The sequence below is a fragment of the Sphingomonas sp. ATCC 31555 genome, from assembly GCF_000282895.1.
In the GTDB taxonomy this organism is placed as follows: Bacteria; Pseudomonadota; Alphaproteobacteria; order Sphingomonadales; family Sphingomonadaceae; genus Sphingomonas.
In genome coordinates this window covers 35,760-61,032 of the sequence record NZ_ALBQ01000046.1, presented here as the reverse complement: position 1 = coordinate 61,032, position 25,273 = coordinate 35,760, and the positions used below count along the sequence as shown (strand labels likewise).

The following is a 25,273-nucleotide window of genomic DNA, read 5'->3' as shown; positions in this document are numbered from 1 at the left end:
CGGAACAACCGCGCGACGGCCGACAGCGACGGCATGTCGCACCTTGGCCGCGCGCTCGACAAGCTCGGTGTCGAGATCATCTGCGCCAACTCGCCCCAGGCCAAGGGGCGGGTTGAGCGGGCCAACAGCACGCTCCAGAACCGCCTCGTCAAAGCGATGCGACTTGAAGGCATCTCCTCCATCGAAGAGGCCAACACCTTCCTCCCCTCTTACCTCTTGCGCCACAATGCTCAGTTCGCCTGCCCGCCTGCAGACCCTCGCGACGCGCATCGGCCGCTTGCCCCGCACGAGAATGTGGAAGCCGAGATGGTCTGGCGCGTCGAGCGCTCCGTCACCGGCGCTCTGGCGCTCCACTACAATAAGGCGATGTTCATCCTGGAGCCGACGCCGCTGACGCGGACGCTGGCCCGCAAGCGCGTCCATGTATGCGAATTCCCCGATGGACGCGTTGAGGTGCGGCACGGCGAAGTCGTCCTGCCCTACCGGGTCTACGACAAGATGCAGCGGGTCAACCAGGCCGAGATCGTCGAGAACAAGCGGCTTGGCGCGGCCCTCGCCATGGCGCAGGCCATGCAGAGCGCCAACCCGCACCACCGCCAGCGGAACAACAATGCGCCAGCTCGCAGCTCACAGTCGGTGGGAGTCTTCGCTACGTCGCGCGTGACCCTGGATGATGGTCGTTCGGGGACCGAGCCCCCAAAGCGGAGGGGAAGACCGCCCCTCCCCCGCGTCAAGCGTCAGCTGGACACCTCTATGGAGGAAAAGCAGACTGTCCGCTGATGATGGAAAAGCTGCCGGGCTGCTCCCGCCCCCGTTGCGGACGCGCGGACGTTGGACTGGGAGGAGCACCGACTGGTAGCTCACATGATGGAGGGTTAGGTCAAGAGCGCTTACGGCATGTCCCTCTGCCGCCAATATTTCGGAGTGTCGGGCTCGCCGCACTCCGCTATACAGAAGCGTGCAAAACGATGATGCGGAATCGCGCGCCTTCCTGATCGCCTACGAGTTGATCGAACAATATGGCGACGACGTAGCAGACTACCTGCAAGCGAAAATCGACGAGGCAATGGCTTCAGGCGACCACCACAAAATGTCGGCTTGGTTCATCATTCGCAACGCGGTGACGCTGACCCTGCACGCCAGCTCAAACAAGTCGCATTGATGCAGGTGGCCGCTCCGGGGTGATGCGGGCTGGTTTACTGCTGCCGAAAGCGCGATCGACGTGTTTTGGGACATACCTGCCGTTCAGGAGCGATTGGTCGAACGGCAACTCTTGTCAGGAGCCGACATTCACCCCTCGCTAAAGTGCCTCGCGGAATGACAGAGAGTGCGCGGGTAGCCCTCAGCACATTTCAGGCGCAAATCTAGCACAGGGGAGAGCTGTCAGGAGAATTTCGACCAGACAAGAAGGCCTTCCCACGGGACCCCGGGGCAACCGGCACTCCATAACTGACGAGGAAAAACCTCTCGAGTTGTGGGGAGATCACGTGCTCTACGTGCACTGCCCCAGACAGCAAGGGACAGTGATAAACGTGAATCCCTCTAACGATGAGCATCGAGACAATCTCATCGACCTGCTCGGCCGAGGATAGGTCCAAGTGACGCGAGGCATCGGCTCCCCACGGACCCACCTCTTCGCCGCCCCTGAACCCGAACTGCCCGTTTAGCAGCTGGCTTGCGGACATCGGCAGAAGGTGGCGCTCGCGTTCAACAGCAGGGGCAACCACCCTGCCGCTCCTTACACCATGAACAAACTGAAGAGCTTCAGTACCAGCCCTCAAGAGCGCGTAGGCGAATGAAAGAGAAGCGCCCGAGCCATAGAATGCCCTTCCATCTTGCCCCTTGAGCCGTGCGAGTAAAACCGGGACCTGCAGGTCAGTTGTAATATCCCAGGCGTCTAGCCGCCTCCCGGCCGCAGTCTCTATCCGGTTCAAGTCTTCGCCGAGCAAATCCCCTAAGCGTTCACGGGAGAGTCTTCGAACAGGTCGAGGCGTACTACTAAAGATAGTGGCAAGCAGCGTGACACCAATTGCGTCTCGTTCGATCAATTCCAGAAGTCCGTGAAGGATCGCATCGGTTGCAGAAAGGCCCGCTGCTACGCCTGAATTGGTCGCATATCGCGCCAGTCCAAGCCCGCGAAGACAGTTCGCTTCCACGGTATCCCTCGAGCAGAAGCCGGGGTCCCTTAGAAAATACGGATACTGAATGGCTTTTGGCTCTCCGCCCAGTGCGTAAGCATTGACACGTGACAGAGAGAGGGACAGCCCAGATGGCAAGCCAGCAAAGCCGGGACTTCCTCCGACAAGATAGGCGTCATCGCCTTGTAGATCTAGATCTACGCATTTCAATCCCGGTGGCTGGCTTCCGGACGCTAGGTGCTCTATTGCTTCGAAAACGGCAGAAGCTTGGCTTTGATCGGAAAGGCCCTTCCCAGTGCCAATTGCTATCGAGCCATCCGCCGATATCAACTTGCAATACGTCGTGACGATATCCTCACCCTCTGTGCTGTACTCCACCTCAATTCTGTTCTCGTCTAGGAAACGGTGTGCCCGCAGTATAGAGTCTTCTGCAGAAGCACACCGCTCACTCGCACCAACAATCAAAGCTACGCCATCTTGCCGGCGTTAAGATCAACCATCTCCCGAAGCTCTTCGATGTTCTGAGCTTTAAAGGACATCCGTTCCTCCGTGGCACCCCGTACGGTCACTTCTACCTCGAAGCTACCGTCAGAATTCGGCTCGACCATCGCGAGTTTATTTGAGAACTGTTTCAACGAATCCTGGAACCCGGTATCGCTTTCACCGTACATATACCAGTAACCCATGCTCGATCTCCCCTGTTGGCAACGAGCGAGATTGCTGTTCGTGCTTGCTGCCGATACTGTGGATAGCCGATACGGGGTGTAGAACAAGTGCGAATCAACTCAGCCGCTGTGACTCATTGGGTGGACGGACCTGAGTATCGTATTCTCGTCGTCGATAACTTCTACGAAAACGTTGATCAAGTGCGTGCCCAAGCGCTTGGCGCTGACTACAGAATAGGGTACTCATCCTATCCTGGTCTGCATTGCCCTCTTCCGAGAGATGAAGCGGACTCGTTCTCGTCAGACATAAGGGATCATCTGAATCTTTGGGGGGTGGATGTGCCGGAAGACGCTCCCTGTGAGATCGACTTCGCAGTGGTAACAGTGACCGGTTCGGCTTTGCACTCCAGGCAGGCCGTGCCTCATATTGATAACGTACCAATATTTGGCCTTGTCCACCTTTCGAGCAAATCCGATAGTTTTACATGCTTTTACCGCCATCTTCCATCTGGCCGCGTTATGCTTTCGACCCACGAGGAGAGAGCCGAATTCGCCAAGGTTCACCGCAGTCGCAGAAATCATATTGTTCGGGGGTACATAGTTGATAGTTCTGAGTGGGCTGAAGTCTGCAGGGTGCAAGGGGTATACAACCGTTTCGTTTGCTATCCGGGATCGGCATTCCACTCAGTCATCCCGGGTGAAATTCCATCTCCGTTCTCAGTCGCCGCAGCTCGAATCACTCAGCGTATAGCCTTTGGGCAAGGGAAGGTAAATCAAGGCTCTGGCGAAGTAACGTAGAAGCCGCCAATGTGAGACGATAGTGCGAGGCACGCGACGTTCCAGTCCAATCGTTTATGCCCGTTCGACTACTTTTTTCGTCACCAGAGCCGATCGGCCTGTTAGCGATGATGCACGTCCGCCTTCCGCGGTCGATAAGGGATTGCCATACGATCGAGAGGCGTACTGTTGCGGGTCTGCTCAATGAAGCGGGAACGGCGGGTTTCGGCAAGAGCAGCGCTCCTAGCACAGGGTGCCGAACGGCTCGAGCTGGTCGTTCTCAGTCGAGGCGGCCGTCGACGCCCTACCCGATAGCACGAGATGCATCGTTGAGGCGGTGTAACCGGGCCCACTGCGTGCGCAGCGGGTCCGGGGACAGGAGCCGGGAGTGTGGGGCATCAGCGGGGGCAGCGCTGCGCTATGAGGAGGGCTCCACGCAGCCCCCGCTGCCACGAGCGGCGTGTGCCATTTCTATCTTGCGGCGGAATGTGCCTTTTCTAACTGGCGGCAACAGCTGGGTAGGGGGGGGCGGATTCCAAATCGAAGTGCGAAAACTTAGGCAAGCTGCGGTGTTCAGCCGCTTGCAAGTCTGGCAGGATCAACGACTACCGGTGCTCGGATCGCGCCGTTAAGCGCATATAGCAGCTGGGCGGACGTATAGGGTTTGCGAAGGAGAATGCTCTCGCCAACGCCTTGTCTCTGCCAGCTTTCGGTACTTTCGGCCGTCGCGTAGATCACCGGCAATGAAGGCTTCAGCTGCCGCGCCAAGGTCGCAACGACCCAACCGCTCGGCCCATCGCCAAGATTGACGTCGGTAACAAGCGCGTTCATATAGCAGCCCTCAGAATGCAGGATCTCGATCGCCTCACCGGTATTGAGAGCGCAAAGTACCTGAAAATCGCCCTCCTCGAGGATGGTCCGGGCCTGCATAAGGAGCCTTACCTCATCCTCTACGAGCAGTATGAGCGGTCCGTTCATTCTCGCGCATCTTCTTAACCGTACGAGGAGGACAAGCGCTCTCGTGCATGGGGTGCGTCATCGACGCGGCCGCAGATCGTGACACAACCCCAACAGCGAACGCCAGCGAGATTGTTACGCTAAGGTATCATACTGAGGCTACCCGAGGTTCGGCGACAGCGCGGATACCGGCATGCTACCAGACCATGGATTGCCGCATCCCGACAGACGCGAGCCACCAACCTGTCGTTCGCGACCTTCGAGGCCGTTTACGCTGCAAAACTACGTAATCGCATCCTGATCCATGATATGTGAATGGTTAGACAAAGGTGGAGCAGTTCGTTTCGACGTCGTACTCCCTACTAAATAGTTAATACTCTCTTAACGTCCGATGCAATTGAGGCCCTGTAAAACTCCCTACTTATCTTTTCCGTCGTTAACCATATATTGCCGGCGGGGAGTATCTATGAGTACTTTATTCTATAGTCCGGGACCTTATCCGAAGGATGAGGTTGGGCGTCAGCGCATCGTGAAACGGCTTGTCAGCTCAAAGCCTGACTTCGGCAAGCTCCAGCACCTCGTTTCCGAAGCGGCCAAGCTTTTCGGCGTTCCCTCCGCGGCGGTCACGATCATCGACGATCACCGTCAGTGGATACCCGTGCGCGAGTGTATCCCGGTGAGCACGACGAGACGCTCAGAGGCTTTTTGCGGCCATACGATTTCTCAGGAGAAACCGCTCTTGGTGCGGGACGCCACCCAGGATGAGCGGTTTGACGGCAACCCACTTGTGGTAGGCGAACTCCAGGTCCGATTTTACGCCGGCGCCCGATTGATGGTCGGGGGCGCCGCCGTTGGCGCGCTGTGCGCACTAGGTCCGGTTCCAATACCCGAGATCAGTGCATCGCAGCTGGCGCGCCTCGACGAGCTTGCCAAACAGGCATCAACCTATCTGAACCAACACCTCATCAATAATGTGGATTCAGGGACACTGAGCCCGCCGCTCCGTCTTGTTTAGAGTAGCACATACTATGCTCGATTCCCTTAGCCGCAAGATTACAGCACTTGGCCTGATCACAGCGACTGCGCTGTCCGGTCTCGCCGCACTGCTTCTCTATTCCTCGTGGAAGATGGAGAGTGGCTACCGCCGGACGCAGCACACGGAGCGTGTGCTGGAGCTGGCTCAACGGCCTGTGGACATTATTCGGCGGTCGGAATCCGACCTGCGCGCCTCCATCATTGAGAGAAAGCGCTCCCCGGAGGCCAGTTCGCTTGCCCGGCTTGAAGAAGCACTGGCGGATCTACGACGGCTTGTTCGCTCGACAGCCGACAACCCTGAGCAAAATGCTCGCGCGCGGGCACTGCTCAACGCGGCTGAGAAGCGTATTGAACTCCTCCGCAGCGGTATCGCGCTGCAGACCAGTGGAGCCTACCCAGCTCTGCCGTTCGGGCAGGTCCTTGCACGCTCGCGCGCATCTGAAGCGCTGATGGCCGACCTGGATGCTAAGCGGGACGACTTTCTGGTGGCCGAACGCCTCCTGCTCCAGGAACGCACCGCTCGCGCGGAACGGCTTTTTCGCACGAACCGTCTAATCGTGCTGGTTGCAGTGCCCGTGATTGTCTTGATCATACTAGCGATGAAGGCGGTGACCATTCGATCTATCCGAAGGCACGTTCGCTCCATGATCGTTTCGATCGAGGCGTTTGCAGCTGGAGACGGGTCAGCTCGCATCGATCTCAAGGGTGTCCGCTGGCGCGAGTTTGCGTCCATTGCTGCGGGCTACAACACGATGGCCGATACCCTCTCCACAACCATGAAGCAGCAGGTGCTTGATCAGAGCGCGCTTGAAATCGCGAACAAAGAATTGCGCCGGCAATCTGTAGAACTGGAGAAGCGCGGCGCCGCAATGGACACTCTGAACGCCATGTCGCTTCGGATGACGTCGGCGAACTCCGATCCAGAGTTTGCGGAGGTGATCCGTCGCTTCGTTCCGAAGTTGCTGCCCGGTACAGGCGGGGCCGTCTACGCGCACAGCAACAGTCGCAACCAGCTCGTCAAGGTCGGTTCTTGGGGGAATGCAGAAAGCCTGCCCGAGTGGTTCGAGCCCGAAAAATGCTGGGGGCTACGTCTTGTCAAACCTCACGTCTTCGATCCCTCAGACCCCGATCTCGCCTGCGAGCACGCCCGCGCTGCTGCAGACTATTGTTGCGAACCTCTGATGGCCGGCGGTGACGTTGTAGGTTTGGTGCATGTAATCGGGTCGATACCTGCCGCCGAGCAATATCGCCTTGCTGCCCTCAGCCGAGAAGTCGGTTCGGGTCTTATGAACCATGTGCTCCGCAGGGATCTGAGGGAGCAGAGCATCCGCGATCCGCTGACAAACCTGTTTAACCGCCGGTATCTTGAAGAGAGCTTGCAAGTTGAACTGGCCCGAGCAGAGAGGTCTGAAGTTCCCCTGTCCGTCATCATGTGCGATGTCGATCACTTCAAGCGCTTCAACGACACCCATGGTCACGATGCTGGTGACGCCGTTCTGCGGGCTGTGGCTGAGGAGATGCAGAAGCACTTCCGCGACGGCGACATCGTCTGCCGGTACGGTGGCGAGGAGTTCACCGTAATTGCCGCAGGAGCGACGACCGAAACTGCCGCACGCCGGGTGGAGCGGTTGCGGCTCGCACTTGGCGAGCTCGTCGTGCGATCGGGGAATACTGTTCTGCCGCCTATTTCCGCGTCATTCGGCATCGCCGGGTTCGTGAGATCTGAAGGGAGTGGCACGCAGCGGATGTTGGAAGCAGCGGATGAGGCCGTGTATCGTGCTAAGCGTCAGGGCCGAAACCGCGCTGTCATCGCCGAATTACGCGCGGCATGATCTGGCGGCGCCTGCACGGCGGCCGCTCCCATGCAGTTGCGGCCGACCGTCATGAGTCTGGCGCCTTTTGCACGACCACGAGTAGCCGAAGCGACATCGGCAGCATGCCCGAACAATCCTGGGCCCGAAGGCCGCGCCGATAACTTTGACCAACAGCAAGGGTGCCGCCGTGCAGAAGCACGCGCGGTACACCTGCCTGCCCCTACACCGAGTTCCTCTTCCGGTCTGCCGGCTTCAACCTATGAAGTGCGCTCGAACCGCACCCGTCAGCTGATGCGGCCTGTAGGGCTTGGGGAGGAAGACGGCATCAATGGCATCCTTATTCGCGACGGACTCGTCGTCTCCAGAGGAGATGATCACATGTAGCAGAGGGGCCTTGGTGCGGATTTGAGCGGCAAGCTGCAGCCCGTCCATGGGCCCCGGCATGTGAAGATCGGTGAGCAACACGTCAATCTCATGCGTTGAGGCCAAGTAGAGCGCCTCCGATGTGCTGGCCGCCTGCAGCACGTCGAATCCCTCCTCCTGCAGAACCGCGGATGCGAGCGCGCGAATGTAGTCCTCATCATCGACGATGAGGACCGTCGAAGAGAATTGTTGTCCCATGATCACCCCCTATGGTCTCGAAATGAATAGGAAATGTTCTCGTTCCGATATGCGGGATGGTAGCCGCCACGTTAGGCACAACAATTCGTGACCCGATAGGGCCAAATCTACAACGTCGGCCAACAGCTAGCCATCGGACGATATCGGCTATGTACGTAGTTGTTCTGACGACCGATTGGATCAACAAACTCAGTTCCGGAACCAGACCTACGTGGAACCCGGGTCGCACTGGCGCCGCAGCACCCCCGCTGCGAGTCACTGCAATGAGGAGCCCGCCTGCCCCCCACGGGCGGGCTCTTCTAGTTGCGGATTGCTCGGTGTCGGTAGCTAGAGCCCGCGTTCGCGCAAGCGCCGGCTCAAGATTTTACGTTCACGATCGATCTGGTCCTGCATCATCTTCCGGATCGTCCGCGATGCCTCGCGGTAGCCGTCCCAATTCTGCTGGATCGTCCAGGAACTCCAGGTCGCAACATGTTTGCTTGAAGCCACCCGCTTCGCCGTGAAAGCTTCGAGCATCAACGACAGCTCGCCTCGAAAAGCGGGATCTGCATTTTCGAGGAGTTTTGGGACGATCACATCGCGGACTAGCTTGGACCGCTCTGTGCTGGCGCGGCTCAGCTTCACCCTCACAAGCGCAAGCGCAGCAAGATCGGGAATTTCACGACTGCAGTGCTCTTCGACTTCCGCCATGCCGGCGAGGATAGCAGCATGGCAGAACTCCAGTTTCTGGAACAATGTTGAGGAAAGGTCTGTCATCTCGCTTCGCCCTACTCTCCTGCCGACATATCATTGAATTTTGATACAGTCGGTTAACCAGCTGCCGGCTGAAGCGGAGCGCCTCCATTTCAGTAGTCGCTGGTGAGCATGATCGTCATCACGCGGACAGTCGCGGATGCGTCGCTCGGGTCCTCTGCGCCCCACTCCATCGACGGTTCGTAGCAGTCCACCTTGAAGCAGACCCGGTGCCCGTCGAAGTCAAAGGCGCCGAAGTCCCGCTCCGGACCATCGTCGGCAGTGAACTGGTACTCGCGGATCGCCTTCACGAGACGCGAGGTCGCCAGCAGGCCGTGTACCGGCCCATTCTGGTCAAGCGTCGCGCGAAGATTCTGGGTGATCATGTGGCGAGCGTTCCGATCGAGACCGTGACGGCAGCGATCGCTCAGCGCGGCGATGCGCGCGGTACGCGATACGGTTTCGGTGTTTATCGGCTCGGTGCGAGAGACGGTGTCCGCAGTCATTGCGAAACTCCCGCGCATGCGCATGTGAGCCGCGACGCGGCGATCGCCGCTGCCGCGGGATATGCGTCGGCCAGGTGCTGGTAGACGGCGGCGTTCTCGGGGATAGCGAACACCCCGTCGTAAGTCGGCCGCGTGATCAGAAGCGCCGACACGATGACATCGCTCAGCTGTCGCACCTGCACCGCGTTGCCGGCGTCATCGTAGCTGACAGGCGCTCTGAAGCCCGCCTCAAGCCAGCTACCGAGGCCGTTCTCCACCTGCTCGATATAGTCTGCAGCCGCGGCGATCGCCGCGTCCTCGTCCGCGATGCGGATGCCGAGGGTAAAATAGTGCCCGAAGTCATGCGGATTGCGCAGCTCGACGAGCTCGCAGCCCACCGGAGGCGGGCCGAAACGGCCGATCAGGGCCGCTTTGTAAGCCGCGACTTCGCGGCGGTTGAGGCGCTCGAAATCCTCGGTCTGCCCCAGCTGGGCACAATTCTCGTTCGCCGGCGTGCCGCCGATATCGATGATGTGAGGCATCGGAGTTCTCCCGGATCACCAAGATCCGATCTCCTCCTCCCCCTCCTCTCTGGTCGCACGGCTCAAAAGGCGGACCCCGCTCCACCGAAAGGGGGGTTGGCGGAGCGGGGTCCTTTAGCAGGAGAACGATGCTCACGCGGGGGGCCACGTCGAGGGTCTGCCTGCTAATCTCGTATGGTCAGCGGAGCCTAGCCAGGGATCTTGCGGCGAAAAACTCGCTCCGCGGGCTTGATTCACCGCTGATAGGATCCAGTTTCGCGATGTAGCCACTCAGGTGTGAGCGAACAAGGTTCCCCTCTCGCCCGACTAAATCTGGATCAACATCTTCTACATCTCGCACACGAACCCTGATTTTCGAGAGGTTCGGGTCTGGATGACGTGCCGGCTTGTCTGCAAAGTCGCTCAGCAGTTTGGCCCGAATGTCTTCCGGCACGGTGGCATATTGGTCGACGGCGGCGATCGCCGCCTCCGGTGTCCGGATCTCTCGGTAGTCCGTGCCAACCCACACGATGGCGTCTTCCTCCGGCGACGCCTTGGTGAAGACCTGGGCGAAGAACGTCTCGAGCGGACGATCCCAACCGACTACAGCGTGATCGATCTCTGAACGGTCTGCCTTGGGGTTCAGCTTATAGCGGCTCATGGGAGCTCCTGCGCTATCGAGAGGGGTGCCGTCTGTGCTGACGCCATCAGACTAGCAATCTAGCTGTAGCGGCTCGCAATGATGATCGCTTGGAACTGCAATAGAGGGCCGTTTCAGGCTCGGATTATGTGAGACGCTGGCGATCGTCAGACGCACGTTCGGTGAGACACAAATCACATTCGCTGCTACGGACGCGAGATGTTCACTAAGCGGCGCGGGATCGTGGACACGACGATCAAAGCGGCAGGCCTGCCGCGCGCATATCGTCAGTCAGCTCGCGTGCACGAGCCGGATCAAGCCCACCCCGGAGGAGTTGCCGTATCTCCGCCGGCTTGGCGTCGAACTGGTCCGCCAGGCTTTTCGTGTCGTAGCCGTGGCGTGTGAGCTGGGGTTCGAGGTCGTCAATCTGGCGCGACAGCACGCCCTCCACGGTCCCGGCATCAATCGGTTTCACGCTGGCCTCGAACCCTGCCTCGAAGGCGCGCACGAGATGGCGGCCGATCTGGAGCGGGGTCTTGAGCTTGGCGGCGAGCAGGATCGCTGCGTCCTCGGTCAGTACGCCATCGGGTTCGATCCCCGGCGACAGCGCAGTGCGCAACGCCCAGTCGATATAGTCGCGCTGCCGGTCGCGCAGGCCACCAAACTCGAACACAGTGGTCCGGTCGCCAATTTCCTCCATCAGCGGGCGTTTCAGGTCGTTGCGCAATTTGGGATGGCCGACGAGGATCACGGCCAGTTGACCGCCGCCCTCGGTGACAAGCTCGACGAGGCGCTTGAGCGCGGTCAGTGTCTTGGGGTGGAGATCGTGCGCGTCGTCGACGAACAGAGCGACCGGCCGCTTGGCCTTGCGGAACAGCTCCTGCAAGTCGCGTTCGCGCCGTTCCGACTGGCTGGGTATCGAGACGGTCTTCTCGGACGACAGATCATAGAATAGTGCCGCGACCAGCAGCGGCACCGATATCTTGGCCTTCTCGAGGCTGAGCGCACGCGACACGATCACGCGCCCCTCGCGCTCCAGTTCCTCACGCAGTCGCCGCGTCCGTACGGTTTTGCCCGAGCCGATGGTCGCGGTGAGTGCGATCAGGCGTCCGCCCGTTATTGCGGTCTTCAGATCATGGGTGAGCTGGGCATGATGCTCGGTCTCGAAGAAGCCGAGATCGACCGGGGGCCTTGCCAGTCCATAATAGCGCATCACCTCGGTCTGCATCAGCCGCTCCGTCTATGGCCGGGCGGGAATCGCCTGCGGATTTCATCCATCACCTCGGACCTGGACAGCGTGCGCGCGAGCAGCGCGTCGATGAAGGCGCGGTCCTCCTCGCAAAGGCCGCCAAGCGGCAGGCGCAGTTCCTCGGATATGGCGAAGCGCGCCTTGAGCGGCGTCGCGAAGGTGAGTTCGGCGAACGGGTCGGGATCGGCGAAGGGCCGGGCCGGCACAGGTGCGATCCCATCGGCAGGCTTCCGGCCGATCACCACGATGTCGTCCTCGCCCGTCAGGACCGAGCGGGGAATCCCGATCCTCGTCGCCAGCGCATCGACGCGATCCGCGCGGACCTCGCGCCGGCTCTTGCGATGCTTGCGATAGCGATGCAGCGGTACCGGCCCTCCGACCGGATCAAATGGACCGTACCGTTCGTCGCCATGCTCGACCCATAGCTCCTGGTCGAGCAGCCCCCACCAGACGACGACGGTTTCACCGGCCACTTCGGGCGTGACCTCATAGGTGACGCCGGCCACGGTAAGGCGGCAGTCGAGGCCGACCTTCCGGCGTTCGGGCTCCCGCGCGAACGCGCAGTAGCGTTCCCAACTGCACATGGCGCGAATGCCGCCATCGGGCAGATGGCCAAGCCAGTCGTCGATCCGGGAATGCGGCTCACGACGATGATCGCCGCTGTTGTATGTGGCGATGTAGCGGGCCAGCCAACGATTGGCTTCGTCTTCGCTGGCGGGTTCGTGGAAGTGGTACAGCGTCTCGTGCGCTTCCTTGACGGTGCGGAACGGGCGCTCGACCTTCCCCTTGGCGCGCGCGGTCGTGCGGCGTCCGTCCGACCCTGCCGGCATGTGCGGAGTGACGGTGATGCCAAGACATTCCATGACCCGCTTGAACACGCTCGATTTGCCGACCGGGCCGCCATCGAGCTGGATGTTCTCCGGGATGCCTTCGAACGGATTGTCTTGCTTCGGAGCCATCGCCCGGAACAGGAAGCGCAGCGCCGCCTCGGCATCCTCGCCATAGACGAGCGCATATTCCTGGTAGACGACACCCGAGCGGTCATCGACCACCGAGAACAGCATCAACGTCGGTGCGCCATTGCGATCAGGATCGATCCAGGTTGGAACCTTCAACTGCTTGAGGTCCGACGGACTCATGTCGAAATGCCAGAGCATGTTGGCGCGCTCGGCCTGATAGCGCACCGCGGCCGGCTCGCGCGTCATGCGCTCGGTATCGTACCCGCGTTGCCGCATGTGCCGGTTAAGCGTTGAGGCCGCCAATCGTCCGGGCGGCAGCTTCACGAGACCACGATCGGGGGTCTCGACGCCGTGTTCGGTGACGATTTCTAGGATACGCTTCGTTGAGAGAGGACGGCCCTGCCGGTTGGTCGTGCGGCTCTTCATCGCCGCGACGACCTCACACCACCACTCAATCTCGTCGGGAGACATGGTACGCGACAGGCCGCGATCGGCGCGATGTGCGTCCTTGGGCCGTCGCTCGCCGCGCAGCAGCCGGTAGAGCGTGGCGCGGCTGATGTCGTAGAGCTCGGCCGTCGATGCCATCAGCGGCTGTCGCTCCGGATGCCTTGCCGGCAGTGCCGCCAAACGACGCCGGAGCATCACGATCGCCTCGATGGGGACCGTGATGCCCGCGCTCATTACGCGGCCTGGCTTTGCAGTTGCCGGGGCGGGCCGGCGTCGAGCAACGCCTGTCCCGGTGCCTTGGGAGTGCCGTCACCGTTGACGTAGACATAGAGGGTGGTCGTTGTGATCCCGAGGCGCTTGGCGACATCGGCCGCGACGGCACCCCGATCGGACATTGCTGCCATTGCCATCATCAGCGTCGCCCGGTTCATCTTGCGTGGCCGACCCCCCATGCGACCACGCGCGCGTGCCGCAGCAAGGCCGGCATGGGTGCGCTCGGCGATCAGCTCGCGCTCGAATTCAGCAAACGCCGCAAAGATGCCGAAAGCGAGACGGCCATTGGCAGACGTCGTGTCGATTTGCGCGCCGGCACCGGCCAGCACCTTCAACCCGATTCCACGCGACCGGAGATCCTCCGCCGTCGTCACGAGGTGGCGCAGATCGCGGCCAAGCCGGTCGAGCTTCCAGATGACGAGCGTGTTGCCCGGCTGAAGCGCCTTAAGGCAGGCGAGCAGGCCCGGCCGCGCATCGTGGCGACCCGATGCCATATCCTCATAGATGCGTGACGGATCGATGCCGGCCGCGAGCAGCGCGTGGCGCTGCGGCTCTAGCGTTTGCGTGCCGTCCGACTTGGACACCCGGATATAGCCGATGAGCAATGCGTACCCCGCCAGAAAAGACCACCGGCATGGTGCAAGATGCCGCTGGTTTTCACAACGGGTTTTCTTGCTGTTTTCGAGCCGCTCGAAGCGGCACTGTCCGACCGCGAGATAACCGCTCGTTTTCCTTACAGTGCCTGCATCGGCACGGACAGCGAATGTCTTCTAAGCTTTGGCGACGATTTCCCTTGCACCGGCCCTTGGGGCAGGCCGGATAGGACGATTTGTTCGAGGAAGGGCGGCGCATTGACGAACTCTGGACCATATCTTCGCTCTGCTGAAGCCGCTCACAGGTTTGGTGTGAGCGGGAAAGCGTTGCGTCTATACGAGGCACATGGGCTGCTCCGGGCCGAGCGGACGCCGGCCGGTTGGCGGGTCTACGGTCCCGACCAGATCGCGCGCTTGCACCAGGTGATCGCCCTCAAGAGCTTCGGCTTTCCGCTCAGCCGGATCGCCGAACTCCTGTCTGGCGGCCTCCCCGACTTGGCGAGTTTCCTGGAGTTGCACGAACAGGTGCTGCACCAGGAAGCGAAGCGGGTCGATCGGGCGCTCCGGTTGCTGTCAGCGGCGCGGGCCAAGCTTGCTGAGCACGGCGGCCTTTCCTCGGACGATTTGATGAACCTCACCAAGGAAACCGCGATGACCGAAAAACGCAACGACGACCTGGCAGCCGCTTATGAAGCGGCCGCTGCCAAGCACCTCTCACCCGCCGATCAGGCAACCCTCGCCGCTAACGGTTATGGGGGCATGGACAAGCCGGACGCCGACTGGAACGCGCTGGGCGAAGAAGCAGCCCGGCTGATGAAAACTGGGGACCCTCGATCGCCCGAAGCGATGGACCTTGCTCGGCGCTGGATGAACAAGGTTTTCGAGGCGACGGGCGGCGATCCCGCCCTGACCAGAAAGATGAGGACCGTCGCGCGTGAGATTCACGAACAACCCGGCTTCACGATTGGGGCGACTTCTTCGAACGAAATGATGGATTTCGTTTCCCAAGCGTACGGTGCGGCCATCGCAGCAGGTATTATGCCGAAGCCAGACGACGCAGCTTGATCGCAGAGCCGGCCGATCTGCACATTGAGACAAATATGATCGACCGGCTTTCGCAGTTTCCACGATGCTGCGCTGTCCGCTGAATATCTCGCGTCCGTCGCAGCAAATGTGATTTCCGTCTCAACGATCGTGCGCCTGCCGCGTCGATCCGTCTCACACAATGTGAGCCGGAAAATGCCCCTTATTGCAATTCCGGGCGATCATCATTGCGAGCTGCTACAGGTATATGTAAACGGTTGGACCAGCACCGGCGGCTTTGTCACGGTCGGAATACCGAGAGAGATGGTTCCCGCTAAGCCGTCCGATAATGAGCAATGACCACTCGGGGGAGGCAGCTGTCAGCAGCGTTGCCCCCTATAAGGGTGAGTGGTATATGTTTGGCATATACAAGGAGATTGTCATGGCCCAGCCTTCCCCGATCGGCGGCACACGCGAAGCCAAGCTCTTCCGCAACAACCGCAGCCAGGCAGTGCGTATCCCCGCTGAATTTGAGTTCTCTGGAACGCGGGTGCTGATCCACAAAGAGGGCAACAAGCTCATCATCGAGCCCGAGCCCAAGCCGAATCTTGTCGAGACGCTGAAAGCATTGACCCCGCTGGCGCCAGAGGATGACTTCCCCGACGACATCGACAGCACATTGCAGCCGCTGCGCGACATCGATCTATGAGCGGCGCGCGGTACATGCTCGACACCAATATCGTGTCGGACTTGGTCAGAAACCCGCAAGGCCGGGTATTCGACCGCATCCTTCGCCTCGGCAGCGACCAGATTTGCATCAGCGTCATCACCGCGGCCGAGCTGCGCTACGGCTGCGCGAAGAAGGGATCTCCGAAGCTGCTCGCCCAGGTCGAAGCGATCCTGGATGCTATCGACATTCTGCCGTTCGATGTGCCTGCGGACACCGAATATGGCGGCATCCGCGCCGAGCTGGAAGCTGCGGGCAAACCGATCGGCCCCAATGACCTCATGATCGCAGCCCATGCCTATTCCGTCGACGCGACGCTCGTCACCGCCAACATCGGCGAGTTCCAGCGCGTGCGCGGCCTGAAGGTGGAAAACTGGATCGGCTGATCGGCTACGCCGATCGTCCCAGCTGTCAGGATCCTGGTGGTCCGCATCGGGGCCCTCGAGCAACCAGCGCCAGAAACAGAATGGGGCCGCGAACCGGCAGTGCCCGCGACCCCATTCCCAAGGAAACCTACGTGTCGAATGTCCGGCCAAACGCTGACCGCCGGCAATCCGTAGCATTCGTTACCACGCCGATCCTTTCAACTCCATTGACGGAATCCCCGTATGAGCAACCAGACCCTCTTGCCGCTGCGCGGCACCCTCGCGTCCTTCGAGAACGCATATGCCGTTGCCGTCCAGCTGCGTGCCGCGAGCGGCGCTGAACAGTTCGTCGTCGCCACAGGCAACGACGTGCAACCCTTCCGCGTCACGCCGGAGCCGCCCTTGAGCCGCGAAACATTCCTCGCCTGCGTAGCCTGACCAGCGCGCTTGGCTCAGCTGAAGGCGTCCGCCTGCATCAGCGCCGCGGCCGTCGGTCCCTCGGTCGTCTGCGCCTGCGTGACATAGGTGACGCGCACCTGCTTGGCTGCAGCCTTGGCCATGCTGCCGCGGGAATAGAGAACTGCCTTCAGCCAGCCAAGATCCGCGACCGCCTGCGAAAGGTTCAGGTCGCACACCAGGTGCCAAACCTTGGTCTGAAACGGGCTGCCAGCCTTGATGATGTCCTCGGCCTCCACATAACCCACGCCGAAGCGCGTGCCGCTGCGATGGTCATCTTCCAAATCGGCCAGCGCCTCGTGGAGCTGCGAGACCGAATAATAGGCCGTCGCCAGGTCGATGCCGATCGACACCCCCGCAAGCATCCGGCGCGAGTGGCTCAAGGTGCGATCCTCGAAAGCATCACGCAGCGGAAGGTCAAAATCGAAATCAAGAAGGACGTCGTTGATGTTCATCGGTACTCTCCCTAGCAACGAGGGCATTTAGAACAAACAATGAACAAAAGCTAGACCTAGGACAAACTTTTTCAGAACGGCGGCTGACGGCAACACTCTGCCCTGAAGAGATGATACTTATCGCTCCAAGAACTTGTCCGGCCCGATGAAACGGAGAAGGCTTATGTTCCAGACCCCGACCTTGAGGATAATCCTGTCCGTCATCATCCTGGCCGTGATTGCGGCCATGGCTTCAATATCCCTGGGAGACAACAAGGCCGCGTGGGTGTTCTTATCACTGGCAGTGACGTTGATCGTCGTCACTTTGCTAGGGCTGGGCTCACAAAAACCACATGACGCTGGCGGCGAGGTGGATGCTGCCGAGGAAGACGGCGGCTGTACGATCATAGCGCGTGGCGAGGCGTCGGCAGTCCTTGAGGCGGCAGAACATGCGCTAGATGGCGTTGCGCCCCTTGTAGAGGCTGCAGCTGAAGCAGCTTCTCCAGCGTCGATTGGCCTTGGGCGGGATGTTGGGAACGGCACCCTGTTGCTCAATCAGGTCGCGGATGCCGTTGTCTCATTGGCGCGGTCCGCATGGACGAGGCAGCGGACCGGCAGGCTGCCCAGCAACGCTTCGGCCGCCTCGACAGTCCGCGGCCTGGCCCGGCGTTAGGTGAAAAGCGAGCGGCTTGCCTTGGGCGTCGGCAATGGCGTGGATCTTGGTGTTGGGCCCGCCGCGGCTGCTGCCGATCGCTTGGGCATGCGCCCCCCTTTTCCGCCGGCTGGCGACCGATGGGTTTTACATGCGTGCTGTCGATCAGGACCTCAGCCGGTGGTCCGCCGGCAGCGGCGAGAGCTTCGAACACTGCCTGCCGCACGCCCTTTTCCGACCAACGCTTATGCCGATTGTACAGCGTATTGTAGGGACCATGGGCGCTCGACCCTTCCTTCCAACGGCAGAGAGCGTTGCGCAATTTGAGCGATGATCTCGCGCTCACGTTGTCATCCACGGCGGCGGAATCGCCCCGGTCCTGACCGGAGGCCAAAGCGGCTGCGCCGCCGAAGCTACACACGCGACGGGACACGATCCAAATTTAGAACACTCCGAGTCACTCGCCGACGGTCGGATAAAGGCCCTTGCATGGCTGGCTTCAAGCATGGTCGGTCATCCTGCTTCCGAAGACCCCGGCGAGCGCGTCCACGCCTTACCGGATGGCCATCCTGCGCAAGCTTTTGGTGCATCCGCAGATCTATAGGCTTTTGGCCTACGCTTGCCGGCCCGAGTATCGGCATCGTTCAACATGGCTGCCGAATACGCCATTTCGATACCCTCCTGCCTGCATAGCCGCGCGGTGCGCCTTCCTCGGTGGAGCTTTAGCCCGACTTGTCGCTACTCTTATCATAAACACTCATTGCCAGCGGGCTATAATATGAATATGTCTCATATCTTGTATGAGGACACCTGCGCACGCTACGCTTTCTTTCCCGGATTCCCCCGAGGTTATCGCCGTCGATAGGGACGCGATCCGCGGGGTGTTGTTCGACTGGGACGGGTGTGTGGCGCTTGGAGGGCGGATCACCCCGGCGGCGGCGAGCCTACTGCGCCGATGCCACAGCTTCAGCGCGATCGTGTCGAACAATACCACCCATGATCGAGAAGCCTTCGCCGCCATGCTGCGGCGGGTGCAGGTGGATCTGCCGCTCGACCGGATCGTGTTGGCGGGTGTAGAAACGTTGCGATGGGCGGCAAAGGAGGATGCGCCGACCCTGCTCATCGGCTCGAGGGCGATGAGGCGCGAAGCGCGGCGGTTGGAGATAAGGCTGGTCAACCAAAGGCCAGCTCGCGTTCTTCTTCTGCGCGATACCGGTTTCAGCTATGCCACGCTCCAGAGGGTCGTCGATGCCATCGGGGCCGGCGCGCAACTGATCGTCGCCAATCGCGACCGCACCCATCCGGGAGCGGGCGGGCGGATCGTGCCCGAAACCGGAGCGCTCCTGGCCGCGATCACCGCCTGTGTCGGCGAGGGTGCAGTAAATGTGGAGATCGGTAAGCCCGCCCCCGCGCTATATCGGCGGGCCTGCGCCGCATTAGGAATCGCTCCGAACGACGCGGTGATGATCGGTGATAATCCGGACACAGACATTGCCGGTGCGCGCCAGCTCGGCATGGGCAGTATTCTGGTCGGGCCGCTAGGCACCACCAGTATCGAGCGCCTGGCCGAATTGCCACTTTCCGCTTGGCCGGTCGACTGGGGCGATCAGAAACGCTTGATCGACAAGACATCGAATGTTTGCCGCAGCGAAGCGGTTGCGCGCTCATAATCTGCCAGGGCGAGCGAGGCGACCAACGCATCGACGACGCAGAACTGCGCGATCCGGCTGGTCATTGCCTCAGTGCGGTATCGAGTTTCGCGGGCCATGGTGAACAGGACGATGTCGGCGAACGACTGAATCGGCGATCGCCCGAAATTGGTGACGACGATCGTCCGGGCACCAGCCTCCTTAGCGAGCCGGGTCGCTGCGACCGTCTCGTGCGTCGCTCCCGAATGCGAGATGGTCAGCACCGCCACATCGGGATCGCAGCGCGATGCGCTGATCGCCTGGATGTGACTGTCGGTAACCACCCGTGCGTCGAGCCCGATGCGCAGCATCCGGTAGTGCGCGTCCTCTGCCACCGGCGCCGAGGAGCCGATGCCGTAGATTTCGACCCGGCGGGCCGCGCGAATCGTCGCCACCGCGCTCGCCATGGCCGCAGTGTCCAGGATGGACAGCGAGTCGCGCAGCGCCTGAACCCCGGAATGAAAGACCTTGCGGCACACCGTATCGGTATCGTCGTCGGGCGCGACATCCTCATGAATGAACTGCACCGGCTGAACGATGTCCTGCGCCAGGCTGAGCTTGAGTTGCTGGAACCCGGTCATGCCGATGCTGCGGCAGAAGTTGATGACGCTGCCTTCGCTCACCTTCACTGCCTCGGCCAGTTCGGTGACCGACATCGAGACGATGTCTTCAGCATGATCGAGCACATAGGCGGCGATTCGCGCCGCACCCTTGGCCAGACCGGGCTGTGCCACGCGGATGCGATTGAGCGCATTGCCGACCGGCCCCTGGCCGGTTGATGTCGGATTGGTCGGTTTGCTTGGCATCGTCACTTTCACGTTGAAAAATGAGGATTGCTCAAAGGGTGATGGCTGGCAACCCCAATCTGCTGCACGCCAAGGCAGTATGTCTCATTTATGAATCCCATAAAGAATGAGCATTGTTCATTTTCCTGTCACATGGACCGCCTAGGGCCGGGTCGACGCGAAGGGGCCGTGGTTCGGTTCCGGAGGCGGCAGGAATCTCGGTTCGGGGGAAACCATCATGACCAACGCACGACTCTATGGGATCACATCCTTGCTGGTGATCGCCATTGCCAGCATGCCGACCACGGCCCATGCGGCTTCGGATCCGGCGAGGCCGGCCGGCGATGACCAAACACAGCGCGCACCCAGCGCACCCGGTGACGACACCATCATCGTTACCGGTGAGCGCGAGAAGGCGACCAAGCAAGCGTCGGATGCCGCCAAGTTCGGCAACAATGTCCAGATCGTCACTTCCGAAGCGATCGCGGCCAGCGGTGCCAGCAACTTCGCCGAACTCGCGCAGTTCCTGATCAAGGGCGCCAATATCGGCTATTCGCCCGACGAAGGCGAATATACCATCCGGCTCGACGGCGGCGGCGATCGTGATACGCTGGTCGTGCTCGACGGCGTACCGCTGTACGATCGCGGGCCGGCGCTGGAGGACATCTGGGGATCGACGACGATCGATCCGCACATGATCGACCGCGTCGAAGTCTTCCGCGGCGGCAACAGCCTGTTCTTCGGCAGCAATGGCGGCATCGGCGTCGTCAGTCTCGTCACCAAGCGCCCGGACGGCACCAACAAGGTCGAATTCGGCGGCAGCTATGGCTCGTTCAACTCGCGCGAATTGTGGGGCAATGCCCGCTTCAACCTGACGTCCGATGGCGCGCATGGCTTCATGGTCTATGGCAGCAGCCAGCAGACCGATGGTCCACGCATCTTCAACCCAAAGGACTTTGTCGACAATGTCGCCAAGGCCGGCGGCATCCAGAAATACCCGCTCAATCGCAACAATATCGGCATCAAATATCTGTGGCGGCCCGATGCGGAGACCGAGATCCGCGCCAACGCGCAATATACCCAGATCGAGTTCCAGGACGCCTTTCCCGACAACGAGACCTATTCGCCCAATCGGGTGCGCTATCCGATTATCGACGTCGCGGCATCGCGGCGCTGGTCGGACAGGATGTTCACCGAGATATCCGCCTATTGGAGCAACCCCAAGCTCAACAACACCGAGACCTTCGCCGAAATCTGCCGCAACAAGGCCGGCTGCGTCGACGTGGATACCGGCAAGCCGATTCGCTTCGGCGATACTACCGGCCGCTCGACCCCCTATCCCAACAAGGGCTTTGGCAAAGATTCAAAGGTCGCCGGTTTCGAGGAAATCGGCCTGAACCTGCGCAACACCTTCACCTTCCCCAAGCTGGCGGAGATCGTCGCCGGGGTGCAGCGGGTGTCGTATCGCAATGACTCCGATCCGATCTTTCCCGTCGGCAATGCGCGCGAGGTTGTGACCGGCGTCTATGCCGATGTGCGGCCGATGCTGGGGTTCAGCCCGAACACCGCGCTGTCACTGGCAATCCGCACCGATTTCTCGGACTCCTTCGGTTCGAAGACGATCTGGAAAGCGGGCTTCCGCCAGCCGCTGGGCGCTTTCTACCTGCGCGGCAACGGCGGCACCTCGTACAGCCTGCCGCGCACCAACGAGCTATTCTCGATCAGCCCGACCCAGGTCGGCAATCCCGATCTGAAAACCGAACAGACCAAGACGTTCAACGGCGCGGCCGGCTTCAACCGCGACTTCGGCCCGGTACAGGTCGGCCTGGAAGGCGGGATCTTCTGGACCGACATCACCAACCGTATCCAGGGCACGTCGGGCCTGACCCCGAACACCTGGTTCAACAACACCGCCGTCACCCAGATTCGCGGCGGCACGATCGACCTGAACGTCAATGCCGGCCGCGCGCTGCAGACCAACATCAGCTTCACCAAGCAAGACGCGCACTTGGCTGGCAGCAATCTTCAGATCAACGAGACGCCCAAATATATGATCCAGGGCAATATCGTCTGGAACAGCCCGGGTGACCGTTTCCACATCACGCTATTGCCGCGCTATCAGGGTCCAGAATATGCGAGCGGCGGTTTGAATAACAGCCTGCGAACCAATTTCGGCAATTACCTGGTCGTCAACGGCTCGATCGCCTATTGGGCCGGCGACAAGCGCCAGCACCGCTTTCAGCTGCGCCTCGTCAACATCTTTAACGAACAGTATGCCGAACGCTGGGGATACGGAAACCAGCGGTTCGGATCGGCCTTTATTCGCGGCGAGATCAAGCTGAACAGCCCCGAATATTTCTACGGCTATCCGTTCGAGGGCAAGCCGCGCTCGATCTTCGGCTCCTACACCACGAGCTTCTGACCGCTGGCGGTGACGGACGGATCGGCCTTGCCCCGCATAAGGACCGACCCGTTCGTCGCGCCGTCACAGGGCGAGGATAGAGCCCATCCACCCTGTGGAGGAACGGACATGAAGCGTTGGATGACGATTGTGGCGGTGGTGCTGGCGGTGATAGCGGCGACCTGGTGGTGGCGCGCCCATAACCAGGACCATGGCGGTGCCGCGCCGCCGACGCTGGCGGTGTTGCTGATCCCCGCCGATGGCGGCACCGAAAGCGGGACGCTGGCCGATTATCGCCCGCTGTTCGATGCGGTGGCCCAGCGGACCGGGCTGCGCTTCGACCTGAAGGTTGCGCAATCCTATGGCGCGGTGGTCGAGGGGATGTGCAACGGCTCCGCCGCGATCGCCTTTGTCGGCCCGGTCACCTATCTCCAGGCGCGCGGGCGCGGCTGCGCCGAATTGCTGGCGGTCGCGGTCAAGGACAAGCGCTCGGTCTATCATGCCGGGATTTTCGTGCCGAACGCGTCGCCGGTCCGCACGCTCGCCGATTTGCGGGGGCGGCGCATGGCCTTTGGCGACGTCAATTCCACCTCCTCCCTCGTCGTTCCGGTGACGATGCTGCTCGACGCCGGGATCGACCCGGCGCGCGACCTGGCCGGCGTGCACCTGCTGGGCAGCCATTCGAGCAGCCTGGCAGCGCTGGTCGAAGGGCGGGTCGATGCCGCCGCGCTGTCGTTCGAAAGCTATGACAAGGCGGTGCGTGAGGCGGTGCCCGGCGCGCGCGACCTGCGCGTCGTCGCCCGCAGCGAGCCCATCCCCTATCCGCCGCTGATCGTCGGCTCACGCGTGCCGGCGAAAACCCGTGCGCAGCTGCGCGACGCCTTCGCGACGATCGCCACCGCGCCCGGCATCCGGCCGGAGATGATCCGCGGCTATGGCGGCGGGCAGGTGGACGGCTATGACACCAAGATCACCCCGGCGATGTTCGACGGGATCGAACGCCAGGCCGCGCGCGTGACCCCGGCGCTGACCGAGGCGATGCTGCGCCGCTCGGGCGAGGCGGCGCGATGAGCGCGATCGGCTTCGAGGGGGTGGGATTGCGCTATCCCGATGGCACCCGCGCGCTGGAAGGCATCGACCTGACGGTGCCGGCGGGGCAGCTGTGCGTGCTGCTGGGGCCATCGGGGGCGGGCAAATCGTCGCTGCTGGCGATGGTCAATGGCCTGGCCCGACCGACCGCCGGCAATGTCATCGTCGACGGGCGGCGGCTCGACCGTCGCGCCTTGCGAGAGGTTCGGCCCAGGATCGGCATGATCCACCAGCAATTCGGGCTGGCCCCGCGCGCGAGCGTCGCGACCAACCTGATCGCGGGGGCGGCGGCAACCCTGCCGCTGTGGCGGGTGCTGAGCGGGAGGTGGCCCGGGCCGATGATGGCGCGGGCGCGCCTGCTGCTCGATCAGGTCGGGCTCGCCCCCGATCTGCTCGCCCGGCGGGTCGATCAATTGTCGGGTGGACAGCAACAACGGGTCGCGATTGCGCGCGCCTTCATGCTCGATCCGGCGATCGTGCTGGCCGACGAACCCGTCGCCAGCCTTGATCCGCATCACGCGCGCGAAATCCTGGCGCTGCTCGGGCGGCAGGCGCGCGAGCGCGGCGCGACGGTGCTGTGCAGCCTGCACCAGATCGACCTGGCGCGCGATTTCGCAGACCGGATCGTCGGCCTGCGCGGCGGACGGATTGTTTTCGACGGACCGCCCGCCGCCCTGGACAGCAAGGGCGTGTCGTCGCTCTATCAGCGGTTCCCCGCGGAGCGGGCGGCATGAGCACGCCCGATCTGTCGAGCCCCGCGCCGACCCCGGCCTTTCCGCGCCCGTTCGGCCGGCAAGAGGGGTGGATGGCGCTGTGCGCGTTGCTGCTGCTGCTCGTGTCGGGCCATCGCATGGGCATCGACCGGATGAGTGCGATGACCGGGCAGGCGGCGGTCGCCAGTGTCACCGGCCGCGACGATTCGCAGGTGCTGCGCGGCCTTTCCACCCTGGCACGACGCATGGTGCCGATCGCGCTGGCCACGCGCGAGGAAGCCGCGCGCCGCCCGGATATCGACCCCGAGCATCTGCCCTGGGGCATGCATCTGGAGGTCGAGACGCGGAAGGGCGAGCGGCTTAACCCCGAAACGCTGCGGCTGGAAGCGCATCCGGTCCGCGTCGCGATGCTAGTCCGCCCCTATGGCTATGTCGCCGAGGTCGCGGCCAAGATGCTCGAGACGATCGAGATCGCGCTCTGGGGCACGATCATCGCGCTGGCGCTCGGCCTGCCGCTGGCGCTGCTCGGCGCGACCAACATGGCGGCCCCGGCGCCGTTCAGGATCGCCGCGCATATGGTGGTCGCGGCGTTCCGCGCCATGCCCGAACTGGTCAGCGCGCTGTTCCTGGTCGTCGCCTATGGCTTTGGCCCGATCGCGGGCATTCTGGCGCTGGGGCTGTATGCCGCCGGGTTCATCGGCAAGTTCTTCGCCGATGACATGGAGAATGCCGATCCCGGGCCGCAACGCGCGCTGATCGCTGGCGGGGCCGGACGGCTGGCGGTGTGGCGCTTTGCGATCCTGCCGCAGGTGATGCCGCAATTCATCGCCTATACGCTGTACATCCTCGATCGGAATATCCGGATGGCGACGGTGGTCGGCCTCGTCGGTGCCGGCGGCATCGGCCAGGAGCTGAAGGGCCGGTACGACCTGTACGAATATGGCCATGTCGCCACGATCCTGATCGCGATCTTCCTCGTCGTGCTTGCACTCGACCAGCTGTCGGTGCGGCTGCGGCGCCATGTCCTGTGATCC

General features: G+C 61.8%; 26 protein-coding genes and 2 pseudogenes. 14 read left to right on the top strand and 14 right to left on the bottom strand.

Features of this window, described 5'->3' with window-relative positions; genetic code table 11:
* Positions 1 to 780, top strand: a pseudogene (locus B215_RS20400) (ISNCY family transposase); the annotation flags it as partial.
* Between the two features lie 178 nt (positions 781 to 958).
* The gene (locus B215_RS0117090) at positions 959 to 1,162 is read left to right on the top strand and encodes a hypothetical protein (RefSeq protein ID WP_019370865.1); all 204 of its coding nucleotides are present in this window, start codon (positions 959 to 961) and stop codon (positions 1,160 to 1,162) included.
* A gap of 202 nt (positions 1,163 to 1,364) precedes the next feature.
* Here the strand turns inward: B215_RS0117090 and B215_RS21070 are convergent, their stop codons facing one another.
* Positions 1,365 to 2,603: a YcaO-like family protein gene (locus B215_RS21070; protein ID WP_082664497.1), complete on the bottom strand. Its 1,239-nt coding sequence runs from the start codon at positions 2,601 to 2,603 to the stop codon at positions 1,365 to 1,367.
* Between the two features lie 2 nt (positions 2,604 to 2,605).
* The gene (locus B215_RS0117080) at positions 2,606 to 2,824 is read right to left on the bottom strand and encodes a hypothetical protein (protein ID WP_019370863.1); all 219 of its coding nucleotides are present in this window, start codon (positions 2,822 to 2,824) and stop codon (positions 2,606 to 2,608) included.
* Positions 2,825 to 2,911: 87 nt separating this feature from the next.
* Between B215_RS0117080 and B215_RS22165 the strand changes: the two genes are divergently transcribed.
* The gene (locus tag B215_RS22165) at positions 2,912 to 3,601 is read left to right on the top strand and encodes a DUF6445 family protein (protein ID WP_443028895.1); all 690 of its coding nucleotides are present in this window, start codon (positions 2,912 to 2,914) and stop codon (positions 3,599 to 3,601) included.
* Between the two features lie 552 nt (positions 3,602 to 4,153).
* Here B215_RS22165 and B215_RS0117075 read toward each other — a convergent pair.
* Positions 4,154 to 4,558, bottom strand: coding sequence for a response regulator (locus tag B215_RS0117075; protein WP_019370862.1), 405 nt, complete (start codon positions 4,556 to 4,558; stop codon positions 4,154 to 4,156).
* A gap of 445 nt (positions 4,559 to 5,003) precedes the next feature.
* Between B215_RS0117075 and B215_RS20395 the strand changes: the two genes are divergently transcribed.
* A complete protein-coding gene (locus B215_RS20395) occupies positions 5,004 to 5,552 on the top strand; it encodes a GAF domain-containing protein (protein WP_026009364.1) in 549 nt (182 codons plus the stop codon).
* Positions 5,553 to 5,565: 13 nt separating this feature from the next.
* Positions 5,566 to 7,404 (top strand): sensor domain-containing diguanylate cyclase, encoded by a 1,839-nt coding sequence (locus tag B215_RS0117065; RefSeq protein WP_019370860.1) that lies wholly within the window; start codon positions 5,566 to 5,568, stop codon positions 7,402 to 7,404.
* 234 nt (positions 7,405 to 7,638) lie between these two features.
* Here the strand turns inward: B215_RS0117065 and B215_RS0117060 are convergent, their stop codons facing one another.
* The 8 genes from B215_RS0117060 to B215_RS0117025 all read right to left on the bottom strand — a co-directional run bounded on the left by B215_RS0117060 (position 7,639) and on the right by B215_RS0117025 (position 13,918).
* Complete coding sequence (locus B215_RS0117060) at positions 7,639 to 8,007, bottom strand: response regulator (RefSeq protein ID WP_019370859.1); 369 nt, start codon at positions 8,005 to 8,007, stop codon at positions 7,639 to 7,641.
* 327 nt (positions 8,008 to 8,334) lie between these two features.
* The gene (locus B215_RS0117055; RefSeq protein WP_152997907.1) at positions 8,335 to 8,763 is read right to left on the bottom strand and encodes a hypothetical protein; all 429 of its coding nucleotides are present in this window, start codon (positions 8,761 to 8,763) and stop codon (positions 8,335 to 8,337) included.
* Between the two features lie 89 nt (positions 8,764 to 8,852).
* Positions 8,853 to 9,245 (bottom strand): DUF3768 domain-containing protein, encoded by a 393-nt coding sequence (locus B215_RS0117050; RefSeq protein ID WP_019370857.1) that lies wholly within the window; start codon positions 9,243 to 9,245, stop codon positions 8,853 to 8,855.
* Positions 9,242 to 9,766 carry a hypothetical protein gene (locus B215_RS0117045; RefSeq protein ID WP_019370856.1) on the bottom strand — a complete coding sequence of 175 codons (525 nt, stop codon included), beginning with the start codon at positions 9,764 to 9,766 and terminating at the stop codon, positions 9,242 to 9,244. Before B215_RS0117045 ends, B215_RS0117050 begins: the two co-directional genes overlap by 4 nt.
* A 178-nt stretch (positions 9,767 to 9,944) precedes the next feature.
* Positions 9,945 to 10,406: a hypothetical protein gene (locus B215_RS20720; RefSeq protein WP_019370855.1), complete on the bottom strand. Its 462-nt coding sequence runs from the start codon at positions 10,404 to 10,406 to the stop codon at positions 9,945 to 9,947.
* Positions 10,407 to 10,641: 235 nt separating this feature from the next.
* Complete coding sequence (locus B215_RS0117035; protein WP_019370854.1) at positions 10,642 to 11,613, bottom strand: ExeA family protein; 972 nt, start codon at positions 11,611 to 11,613, stop codon at positions 10,642 to 10,644.
* The gene (locus B215_RS0117030) at positions 11,613 to 13,274 is read right to left on the bottom strand and encodes an integrase (RefSeq protein WP_019370853.1); all 1,662 of its coding nucleotides are present in this window, start codon (positions 13,272 to 13,274) and stop codon (positions 11,613 to 11,615) included. The genes B215_RS0117035 and B215_RS0117030 overlap by 1 nt, the downstream gene beginning before the upstream one ends.
* On the bottom strand, positions 13,274 to 13,918 hold the full coding sequence (locus B215_RS0117025; protein WP_019370852.1) for a recombinase family protein: 645 nt from the start codon (positions 13,916 to 13,918) through the stop codon (positions 13,274 to 13,276). The genes B215_RS0117030 and B215_RS0117025 overlap by 1 nt, the downstream gene beginning before the upstream one ends.
* A gap of 39 nt (positions 13,919 to 13,957) precedes the next feature.
* On the opposite strand from B215_RS0117025, the gene B215_RS0117020 reads away from it, so the two are divergent.
* From B215_RS0117020 to B215_RS0117005, 4 genes are all read left to right on the top strand, one after another.
* The gene (locus tag B215_RS0117020) at positions 13,958 to 14,971 is read left to right on the top strand and encodes a MerR family transcriptional regulator (RefSeq protein ID WP_082664495.1); all 1,014 of its coding nucleotides are present in this window, start codon (positions 13,958 to 13,960) and stop codon (positions 14,969 to 14,971) included.
* A gap of 400 nt (positions 14,972 to 15,371) precedes the next feature.
* Positions 15,372 to 15,638: an AbrB/MazE/SpoVT family DNA-binding domain-containing protein gene (locus B215_RS0117015; protein WP_026009362.1), complete on the top strand. Its 267-nt coding sequence runs from the start codon at positions 15,372 to 15,374 to the stop codon at positions 15,636 to 15,638.
* Positions 15,635 to 16,042, top strand: coding sequence for a type II toxin-antitoxin system VapC family toxin (locus tag B215_RS0117010; RefSeq protein WP_019370849.1), 408 nt, complete (start codon positions 15,635 to 15,637; stop codon positions 16,040 to 16,042). Before B215_RS0117015 ends, B215_RS0117010 begins: the two co-directional genes overlap by 4 nt.
* Before the next feature lie 222 nt (positions 16,043 to 16,264).
* Positions 16,265 to 16,459 carry a hypothetical protein gene (locus tag B215_RS0117005; protein WP_019370848.1) on the top strand — a complete coding sequence of 65 codons (195 nt, stop codon included), beginning with the start codon at positions 16,265 to 16,267 and terminating at the stop codon, positions 16,457 to 16,459.
* A gap of 14 nt (positions 16,460 to 16,473) precedes the next feature.
* Here the strand turns inward: B215_RS0117005 and B215_RS20715 are convergent, their stop codons facing one another.
* Positions 16,474 to 16,932 carry a hypothetical protein gene (locus tag B215_RS20715; RefSeq protein WP_019370847.1) on the bottom strand — a complete coding sequence of 153 codons (459 nt, stop codon included), beginning with the start codon at positions 16,930 to 16,932 and terminating at the stop codon, positions 16,474 to 16,476.
* Positions 16,933 to 17,251: 319 nt separating this feature from the next.
* Positions 17,252 to 18,005, bottom strand: a pseudogene (locus B215_RS21900) (IS5 family transposase).
* 442 nt (positions 18,006 to 18,447) lie between these two features.
* Here B215_RS21900 and B215_RS20375 point away from each other — a divergent pair.
* The gene (locus B215_RS20375; RefSeq protein WP_160327965.1) at positions 18,448 to 19,233 is read left to right on the top strand and encodes an HAD-IIA family hydrolase; all 786 of its coding nucleotides are present in this window, start codon (positions 18,448 to 18,450) and stop codon (positions 19,231 to 19,233) included.
* Here B215_RS20375 and B215_RS0116975 read toward each other — a convergent pair.
* A complete protein-coding gene (locus B215_RS0116975) occupies positions 19,170 to 20,057 on the bottom strand; it encodes a MurR/RpiR family transcriptional regulator (protein WP_019370842.1) in 888 nt (295 codons plus the stop codon). The two genes, B215_RS20375 and B215_RS0116975, sit on opposite strands and share 64 nt — an antisense overlap.
* Positions 20,058 to 20,274: 217 nt before the next feature.
* On the opposite strand from B215_RS0116975, the gene B215_RS0116970 reads away from it, so the two are divergent.
* From B215_RS0116970 to phnE, 4 genes are all read left to right on the top strand, one after another.
* Positions 20,275 to 22,458 (top strand): TonB-dependent receptor plug domain-containing protein, encoded by a 2,184-nt coding sequence (locus B215_RS0116970; protein WP_019370841.1) that lies wholly within the window; start codon positions 20,275 to 20,277, stop codon positions 22,456 to 22,458.
* Positions 22,459 to 22,566: 108 nt separating this feature from the next.
* Positions 22,567 to 23,508: a phosphate/phosphite/phosphonate ABC transporter substrate-binding protein gene (locus tag B215_RS0116965; protein WP_019370840.1), complete on the top strand. Its 942-nt coding sequence runs from the start codon at positions 22,567 to 22,569 to the stop codon at positions 23,506 to 23,508.
* Entirely contained in the window at positions 23,505 to 24,260 is a 756-nt protein-coding gene (locus B215_RS0116960; RefSeq protein WP_019370839.1) for a phosphonate ABC transporter ATP-binding protein, read from the top strand. The genes B215_RS0116965 and B215_RS0116960 overlap by 4 nt, the downstream gene beginning before the upstream one ends.
* Positions 24,257 to 25,270: a phosphonate ABC transporter, permease protein PhnE gene (phnE, locus tag B215_RS0116955; protein ID WP_019370838.1), complete on the top strand. Its 1,014-nt coding sequence runs from the start codon at positions 24,257 to 24,259 to the stop codon at positions 25,268 to 25,270. Before B215_RS0116960 ends, phnE begins: the two co-directional genes overlap by 4 nt.
* Positions 25,271 to 25,273: the final 3 nt, after the last annotated feature.

What these genes read in the sequence shown, in the direction of transcription:
- B215_RS0117080 (WP_019370863.1), bottom strand. Translation starts at nt 2,824, where the DNA reads ATGGGTTACTGGTATATGTACGGTGAAAGCGATACCGGGTTCCAGGAT.
- B215_RS0117075 (WP_019370862.1), bottom strand. Translation starts at nt 4,558, where the DNA reads ATGAACGGACCGCTCATACTGCTCGTAGAGGATGAGGTAAGGCTCCTT.
- B215_RS20395 (WP_026009364.1), top strand. Translation starts at nt 5,004, where the DNA reads ATGAGTACTTTATTCTATAGTCCGGGACCTTATCCGAAGGATGAGGTT.
- B215_RS0117065 (WP_019370860.1), top strand. Translation starts at nt 5,566, where the DNA reads ATGCTCGATTCCCTTAGCCGCAAGATTACAGCACTTGGCCTGATCACA.
- B215_RS0117060 (WP_019370859.1), bottom strand. Translation starts at nt 8,007, where the DNA reads ATGGGACAACAATTCTCTTCGACGGTCCTCATCGTCGATGATGAGGAC.
- B215_RS0117055 (WP_152997907.1), bottom strand. Translation starts at nt 8,763, where the DNA reads ATGACAGACCTTTCCTCAACATTGTTCCAGAAACTGGAGTTCTGCCAT.
- B215_RS0117050 (WP_019370857.1), bottom strand. Translation starts at nt 9,245, where the DNA reads ATGACTGCGGACACCGTCTCTCGCACCGAGCCGATAAACACCGAAACC.
- B215_RS0117045 (WP_019370856.1), bottom strand. Translation starts at nt 9,766, where the DNA reads ATGCCTCACATCATCGATATCGGCGGCACGCCGGCGAACGAGAATTGT.
- B215_RS20720 (WP_019370855.1), bottom strand. Translation starts at nt 10,406, where the DNA reads ATGAGCCGCTATAAGCTGAACCCCAAGGCAGACCGTTCAGAGATCGAT.
- B215_RS0117035 (WP_019370854.1), bottom strand. Translation starts at nt 11,613, where the DNA reads ATGCAGACCGAGGTGATGCGCTATTATGGACTGGCAAGGCCCCCGGTC.
- B215_RS0117030 (WP_019370853.1), bottom strand. Translation starts at nt 13,274, where the DNA reads ATGAGCGCGGGCATCACGGTCCCCATCGAGGCGATCGTGATGCTCCGG.
- B215_RS0117020 (WP_082664495.1), top strand. Translation starts at nt 13,958, where the DNA reads ATGCCGCTGGTTTTCACAACGGGTTTTCTTGCTGTTTTCGAGCCGCTC.
- B215_RS0117015 (WP_026009362.1), top strand. Translation starts at nt 15,372, where the DNA reads ATGGCCCAGCCTTCCCCGATCGGCGGCACACGCGAAGCCAAGCTCTTC.
- B215_RS0117010 (WP_019370849.1), top strand. Translation starts at nt 15,635, where the DNA reads ATGAGCGGCGCGCGGTACATGCTCGACACCAATATCGTGTCGGACTTG.
- B215_RS0117005 (WP_019370848.1), top strand. Translation starts at nt 16,265, where the DNA reads ATGAGCAACCAGACCCTCTTGCCGCTGCGCGGCACCCTCGCGTCCTTC.
- B215_RS20715 (WP_019370847.1), bottom strand. Translation starts at nt 16,932, where the DNA reads ATGAACATCAACGACGTCCTTCTTGATTTCGATTTTGACCTTCCGCTG.
- B215_RS0116975 (WP_019370842.1), bottom strand. Translation starts at nt 20,057, where the DNA reads ATGCCAAGCAAACCGACCAATCCGACATCAACCGGCCAGGGGCCGGTC.
- B215_RS0116970 (WP_019370841.1), top strand. Translation starts at nt 20,275, where the DNA reads ATGACCAACGCACGACTCTATGGGATCACATCCTTGCTGGTGATCGCC.
- B215_RS0116965 (WP_019370840.1), top strand. Translation starts at nt 22,567, where the DNA reads ATGAAGCGTTGGATGACGATTGTGGCGGTGGTGCTGGCGGTGATAGCG.
- B215_RS0116960 (WP_019370839.1), top strand. Translation starts at nt 23,505, where the DNA reads ATGAGCGCGATCGGCTTCGAGGGGGTGGGATTGCGCTATCCCGATGGC.
- phnE (WP_019370838.1), top strand. Translation starts at nt 24,257, where the DNA reads ATGAGCACGCCCGATCTGTCGAGCCCCGCGCCGACCCCGGCCTTTCCG.